Raw genomic sequence first — 4382 nt, 5'->3', positions numbered from 1 at the left:
TGGGCGGTGCTCGGGGGCGCGTCGCCTCGTCCGCCGACGCGGGCCACCCCACCCCCCCCACCACCGGGACCGGGGTCACCGGGACCACCGGGTTCGCTCAGCCCCAGAGCCGGCCGATCGCGTCGCGGGCGACGAGGAACCCCACGATCCCGACCACCCACGCCGTGGTGCTCGCGGCGTTCTTCGTGAGCCACCTGTCCAGCCGTCCGAGCGGACGCTCAACGAGCCGTGCCGCGAACAGCCGTGCCGCCAGCAGCACGAGGGCGGGAGCGATCATCACCAGGCAGTAGCCGACGATCCACAGGCCCGACGTCGGCCAGCCGGGACCCTGGGTGCCGATCAGGCCCAGCGCCGCGAGGTAGGGGAGCATCGACGCGACCTCGACGAGGCCGGCCCCGACCGCCAGCATCGCCAGCGCCGGACCGCTGCCCGACTCGCTGCTCAGGACCCGCTCGCGCCAGCGGTTCAGCCGTCCCGGGCGGACCGGCTCCCCGGCGGTGTCGTCCGCCGCCCCCGCGGTCGAGGCCCCTGCCGTCGCAGCGCCCGCCGTCGTCGTCGTCGCGGCTGTCGGCTCGGTGCGCTTGCGGCCGCCGACCGGTTCCAGCTTGAAGCTCCACGCGAACAGCCCCACGCCGACCACGAGCTGCGCGATCAGGAACGGACGACTGCTGGACAGGGCGGTGAGCGTGTCGCCGAGGGCCCCTGCGCCGAGGAGGATCGCGAGCCCGACGAGCGCGTAGAACCCGGCGATCGACCCGAGGTAGAGCAGCATCCGCCCCACCCGGACGCGGCCGGGGGACATGAGCAGCCACACGGGGATGAGCAGGGTCCCGAAGCTGGTGGAGTCGATGAGCGCGAGCACGGCCAGGGCACCGATCAGCGCGGCGCCCGTGAGCTCGGCGGAGAGGAAGTCCATGCGGACAGCCTGGTGCAGGCTCCGCGCGTGCGCATCGGCCGAAGCGCCGAGCCCGCGTACATCCTTCGGATGACCCGCGGTATGCGCCTCCGTGCTGTGATGGGCACATGCTCCGCCTGACCGCCCTGATCGGTTCCGCCACCAAGGCGTACATGGCCGAGGACCGGCGCGGCGACATCCTCACGGCGGCCGTGCTGTTCGCTCTCGCTCTCGCGCTCGACGCGCTCGGCCTGATCCGCACGTCCTGGAGCGGGCTACCGGACGTGCCGTCCTGGTGGTTCGTCGTGCCGGCGGCCGTCGGCTGCACCGCGATCGTCTGGCGCAGGGCCTACCCGCTCGCGGTGCTCGGCGTCACAGCGGTCGCGTTCGGCGCGGACGTGGCGCTCGGCGGGAGCGTGGGCCTGCTCGTCATCCTGTGGGAGGCCCTCTACGGAGTGCACCTCTACGGTGGCCGCAGGTCGCGTCGGGTCACCGCGGTCGGTGTCGGCGTCGTCTCTCTCGCCGGCATGATCGTGGTCGGCGAGATCACGGGTGAAGCCAGGTACGCGATCCTCGCGGGGCTCCAGGCCCTCGCCCTCCTCGTCACGCCCATGTGGTGGGGTGCGAACGTGCGCCAGGGCCGAGAGCTCACCGAGGCCGCCCACGCGCGCGGGCGGCTGGAGCGGGAGCGCAGCATGGCCCTGCTCCACCTCGCCGAGGCCGCACGGCACGACGCCGTGCGTGCCGAGCGCACCGCCGTCGCCCGCGACCTGCACGACGTCGTCGCCTCCCACCTCTCGGCGATCACCATCACCTCGGGTGCGGCGCTCGCTGGTCCTGCGGAGTCGGAGCGCGACCGGGCGGCGCTGCGCAGCGCCCGCGCCGAGAGCCTCGCATCTCTGCAGGAGATGCAGGCAATGATCAGGGTGCTGTCCGCCGAGACCGGTCCTGTCGGGTCGACGCAGGGCGGGCAGGCCGACCTGCTGGCCGCGCCACGCGTCGCGCAGCTGGCACCCGTGCTGGAGCAGGTACGGCTCGCCGGGGTGGAGCTGACACTGACCGATCCGGACGACGTGCTGACCGGCGGCACCGTGCTGCCCGCCGCGGTGGACCACGCGGTGTACCGGGTGGTGCGGGAGTCTCTCACCAACGTGCTCAAGCACGGTGGCTCCCGTGCGGAGCTCCGCATCGCCGCGGGTGAGAGGCTGGAGATCGAGGTGTACGACGACGGGGTGCGGCTCGGTGCCGCTCCTGACCCCGTCGACGTCGGCGGTGGCACGGGGCTCGGGCTGCTGTCGATGCGGGAACGCGTCGAGTCCCTCGGCGGCACGTTCTGGGCTGGTGCTGGTGCTGGTGCTGGTGCTGGTGCTGGTGCTGGTGCTGGTGCGGAGTCGGAGGTGGGGCCCGTGCCCGGCGTCGCGGGTTGGCACGTGCGCGCCGCGCTGCCGCTGCCCGACCACGCCGACGTGGTCCTCGTACCGGTGCCCGGCGCAGGGTCAGGGCCGGAGCCTGGGCTGGAGCGCGATCCGGAGCCCGGGCCGCCCGAGCGGGTGTCCTCGGACGGGCGGACGCCGGGGCTCAGCGCATGATCCGCGTCCTGCTCGCCGACGACCATGCGGCGATCCGTGCCGGCCTGCGCATGCTGCTCGCGACGGCCGACGACATCGAGGTGGTCGGCGAGGCCGGCGACGGCGCGGTGGCGGTCGCGAACGCGCGGGCGCTGCGCCCCGACGTGGTGCTCATGGACGTCCGGATGCCCGGGACCGACGGCGTGACCGCAACCCGGCAGATCGTCGAGGAAGGGCTGTCGGAGGTCCTGGTGCTGACCACGTTCGACCTGGACGAGTACGTGTTCGGTGCCCTGCGGGCCGGGGCAGCGGGGTTCCTTTTGAAGACCGCCGAGACGACGGCGCTGGTGGACGCCGTCCGGCATGTCGCGGCCGGTGACGGCGTGGTGGCGCCCGAGGTGACCCGCCGGCTCATCGCGGAGCTGTCGGCGCCTCGGGAGCGCAACGGCGGCGCGCGTCAGGACGGTCCGGCGCGGGCTCTGCCCGCCGACCTGACGCCGCGGGAACGCGACGTGCTCGCCGGTCTCGGCTGCGGTCTGTCGAACGCGCAGCTGGCCACCGAGCTGATGATCAGTGAGGCCACCGCGAAGACCCACGTGTCGCGGGTGCTCGCCAAGCTGGGCGTGACGTCCCGCGTCCAGGCGGCGATCGCCGCACGCGATGCGGGGCTCGCTTAGAAGGGTGGTTCGTTGAGGTCCGGCGGGCTCGGATCGATGGGTGTTGTGCCGGGTTCGGTGGTCTGGTAGCTGCGGGGTAGGCGTTGGCCGGTGAGGGCTTGGAGGGTGAGGTCGTGGCTGGTGTCGGGGTCGATCTGGTCGAGCTCGGTGTGGGTGTCCAGGACGGTGGGCGGCCGGGTGTGGACGCGGCCCGTGGGAGTGGTCCAGGTCGTGATCCCGGTCTCGGGGTCGCGGACGATGCCCCAGCCGGCATGAGTCTTGAGCAGGTGGTGCTTGCGGCACAGGGCGTGCAGGTTGTGGGCGTTCGTCTGGCCGGGCTTCGTGGTGTCACTCGCGATCGTGGTGTCGCTCCCGTTCTCGCTCCTGTGGTCGTGGTCGTGGTTGAAGGGTTGGATGTGGTCGAGGTCGCAGCGGGATGCGGGGGTGTCGCAGCCCCAGAGGAAGGTGCAGGTCTCGTCTCTGGCCTCGATGGCACCGCGGAGGACTTTGCCGGGTTGGTAGGTGGTGGTGGAGTAGTCGGTCAGGATTCCGGTGGCGGGGTCGGTCAGGAGGCGTTGCCAGGTGGCGTCGGTCGCGATGGTGCATGCGGTCTCGGCGGGGATGGGGCCGTAGCCGTCCAGGTGTCCGGGGGCGTTGTCCAGGCCGAGGAGCGCGCTGGCGGGGATGGTGACGCGGACGACGGGGCGGGTCGGTGTGATCCGTACCGGCTGGACGATCTCCTGGACTACGACCTGCTGGACGGGCGCGCGGCCGCCGCACGTGCACTCGGGAACATCGACGCCTGAGTCGATACCTGAGCCGGTGCCTGAGTCGACGCCCGGGTCGGTGCCTGTCTGACGAGCGGGCTTGGTGTCGTGGTCGGTCGCGGTCCCCGTGTCTGAGCGCACGTCGGCAGTAGTGCTGGTGCTCACGTCGGCGGTGGTGCTGATGCTCACGTCGGCGGTGGTGCTCGCGTCAGTGCTGGCGTTCGGTCCGCTCCTGCTCCGGCTGCCGCCCGCTGTGCCCGGTCCCGGCTCGACACGGGTGTCGGTGTTGTCGGGCTGGGGGTCGTCGGGCTGGGTGTCGTGGGTGAAGCGGTCGGCGGGTAGGAGGCGGCCGGTGATGATTCCGGTCAGGGAGTCGGCGCGTAGTTGCCCGAGGGTGCGGCCTTCGCCGGTGGCGTGTCGTAGCTGGTGGGCCATGTCGTCGACGACACCCCACACGGCGGCCGCATCGGTCGCCGGTAGGTAGGCGGAGAGCCAG

At 72.6% G+C, this 4382-nt stretch carries 4 protein-coding genes; 2 read left to right on the top strand and 2 right to left on the bottom strand.

Translation table 11 applies throughout. The features are described 5' to 3' along the window. Positions 1 to 97: 97 nt before the first annotated feature. The gene (locus AB0F40_RS27300) at positions 98 to 916 is read right to left on the bottom strand and encodes a GAP family protein (protein WP_357475435.1); all 819 of its coding nucleotides are present in this window, start codon (positions 914 to 916) and stop codon (positions 98 to 100) included. Positions 917 to 1023: 107 nt separating this feature from the next. On the opposite strand from AB0F40_RS27300, the gene AB0F40_RS27295 reads away from it, so the two are divergent. Continuing rightward, the gene (locus tag AB0F40_RS27295; RefSeq protein WP_357475433.1) at positions 1024 to 2484 is read left to right on the top strand and encodes a histidine kinase; all 1461 of its coding nucleotides are present in this window, start codon (positions 1024 to 1026) and stop codon (positions 2482 to 2484) included. Next, positions 2481 to 3140 (top strand): response regulator transcription factor, encoded by a 660-nt coding sequence (locus AB0F40_RS27290; protein ID WP_357475431.1) that lies wholly within the window; start codon positions 2481 to 2483, stop codon positions 3138 to 3140. Before AB0F40_RS27295 ends, AB0F40_RS27290 begins: the two co-directional genes overlap by 4 nt. Here the strand turns inward: AB0F40_RS27290 and AB0F40_RS27285 are convergent. Continuing rightward, the coding region (locus tag AB0F40_RS27285; RefSeq protein WP_357475429.1) for an HNH endonuclease signature motif containing protein at positions 3137 to 4382 on the bottom strand (1246 nt) is incomplete at its 5' end. The two genes, AB0F40_RS27290 and AB0F40_RS27285, sit on opposite strands and share 4 nt — an antisense overlap.

It is taken from the genome of Promicromonospora sp. NPDC023987, from assembly GCF_040639055.1.
Taxonomy (GTDB): domain Bacteria; phylum Actinomycetota; class Actinomycetes; order Actinomycetales; family Cellulomonadaceae; genus Promicromonospora.
The sequence above is the reverse complement of the archived record's forward strand: the minus strand, read 5'-3'. Positions and strand labels throughout refer to the sequence as shown.